A 1,884-nucleotide genomic window follows, 5' to 3' on the forward strand; every position below is an offset into this window, starting at 1 on the left:
AGCTCGCCGGACAACGACAGCTCGCCGGCGAACTCGTGGCCGGCCAGCCGCGCCGCATCGACCTGCCCGCTGGCCGCCAGGATGCCCAGGGCGATGGGCAGATCGAAGCGGCCGGAGTCCTTGGGCAGGTCGGCCGGCGCCAGGTTCACGGTGATGCGCTTGTTGTTGGGGAATTCCAGCCCGGCGTTCTGGATGGCGCAGCGCACCCGCTCGCGCGCTTCGTTCACTTCCACGTCGGCCAGGCCCACCAGCGTGAAGCTGGGCAGGCCATTGGCCAGATGCACCTCGACGGTGACCGGTGCCGCATCAAGGCCCAGCAGGGCGCGGCTTTGCACCAAAGACAGACTCACTTTCCTCCCTTTCACCAGTTTGGTGCGGCGCGCCGCCGCACCACCTGGCGTCTTGTACGTTTCTTCAACCTAGATCCGGTGTCTTCCGCAGCAAATGTGAAGCCGCTGACACACTTTGGCACGGTCCCTGCTATGGATGGGTTGTCTACCAACCACCAACCAGCAAACCGAGGAGCCCCCCAATGATGCACCGCAAATCCGCACTGGCCCTGGCCATTCTGGCCGCCGGCCTGACCGTCTCGAACGCCGCCCTGGCACAGGCAGCGGCAGCGCCTGCGGAAGCATCCCCCATCACGGCCAACGTCACGCTGACCACCAACTACAAGTTCCGCGGCCAGGACCAGGACGTGCTGGGCAGCAACGGCAACTTCAAGACCAGCGCCGTCAAGCCGGCCCTCCAGGGCGGCTTCGACTACGCCCACGAAAGCGGCTTCTACATCGGCAACTGGAACTCCAGCGTCAACTGGATGGACGGCAACTCCATCGAGATGGACGTCTACGGCGGCTACAAGTTCAAGGCCGGCGGCCTGGACTGGGACGTGGGCACCCTGGGCTACATCTACCCCGGCGCCACGCAAGGCAACACCTGGGAAATCTACGGCTCGGGCAGCTACGCCAGCGCCTTTGGCGCCTTCACCCTGAAGTACTCGCACACCGTCTCGGACGACTACTTCAACTGGGCCGGCGCCAAGGCCGGCTCGGGCCTGTCGGGGCGCAACACCGGCTACCTGAACCTGGGCTACGCCTACGAGGTGGTGCCCAAGCTCACGCTCAAGGCGGCGGTGGGCTACACCTTCTTCGCCTCCGACATCAAGGACAACACCGTCGCGCAGAACTACTACGACTACAACGTGGGCGCTTCGTACGACTTCGGCGGCGGCCTGTCCCTGGGCGGCTATGTGCAGGGCGCCAACAAGGGCAGCGCCTTCGAGGTGACCGGCGCGGACGGCAAGACCCTCAACCCCAACAAGGCCCGCTTCATCGTGGCCCTGACCAAGACGCTGTAATGCACAGGCCTGCGACCGCCCTCGTCGGCGGCGCGGGCTCCAGACTATTCCAAGGAGAACGTCCATGAAGCTGGTCACAGCCATCATCAAACCCTTCAAGCTCGACGAGGTGCGCGAAGCGCTCTCGGCCATCGGCGTGCAGGGCATCACCGTCACCGAGGTGAAGGGCTTCGGCCGCCAGAAGGGCCACACCGAGCTCTACCGCGGCGCCGAATACGTCGTCGACTTCCTGCCGAAGGTGAAGATCGAAGCGGCCGTGGCCGACGAACTGGTCGACCGCGTCATCGAGGCCGTCGAAGGCGCTGCCCGCACGGGCAAGATCGGCGACGGCAAGATCTTTGTCTACGACCTGGAGCAGGTCGTGCGCATCCGCACCGGCGAGACCGGGCGCGAGGCACTCTGATCCACCAGAAAAAGCAGGCACGAAAGAGTTCTACAAAATGAAGAAACTGCTCGTTTCCCTCGCGCTCGGCCTGAGCGTGCTCACCGCCGGCGTCTCCGGCTTTGCACAGACGCCCGCCGCGCCC

3 protein-coding genes are annotated in these 1,884 nt (G+C 65.2%); 2 read left to right on the forward strand and 1 reads right to left on the reverse strand.

Translation table 11 applies throughout. The annotated features are described in order from the left end of the window. The coding region (locus VSO01S_RS26410; protein WP_281179874.1) for a magnesium chelatase domain-containing protein at positions 1 to 350 on the reverse strand (350 nt) is incomplete at its 3' end. 185 nt (positions 351 to 535) lie between these two features. Here VSO01S_RS26410 and VSO01S_RS26415 point away from each other — a divergent pair. Both VSO01S_RS26415 and glnK read left to right on the forward strand, forming a co-directional pair. Then, the gene (locus VSO01S_RS26415; protein WP_068645706.1) at positions 536 to 1,357 is read left to right on the forward strand and encodes a TorF family putative porin; all 822 of its coding nucleotides are present in this window, start codon (positions 536 to 538) and stop codon (positions 1,355 to 1,357) included. Positions 1,358 to 1,421: 64 nt separating this feature from the next. After that, a complete protein-coding gene (gene glnK, locus VSO01S_RS26420) occupies positions 1,422 to 1,760 on the forward strand; it encodes a P-II family nitrogen regulator (RefSeq protein WP_068645705.1) in 339 nt (112 codons plus the stop codon). The last annotated feature ends 124 nt before the right edge of the window (positions 1,761 to 1,884 follow it).

It is taken from the genome of Variovorax soli NBRC 106424, assembly GCF_001591385.1.
GTDB lineage: Bacteria > Pseudomonadota > Gammaproteobacteria > Burkholderiales > Burkholderiaceae_C > Variovorax > Variovorax soli.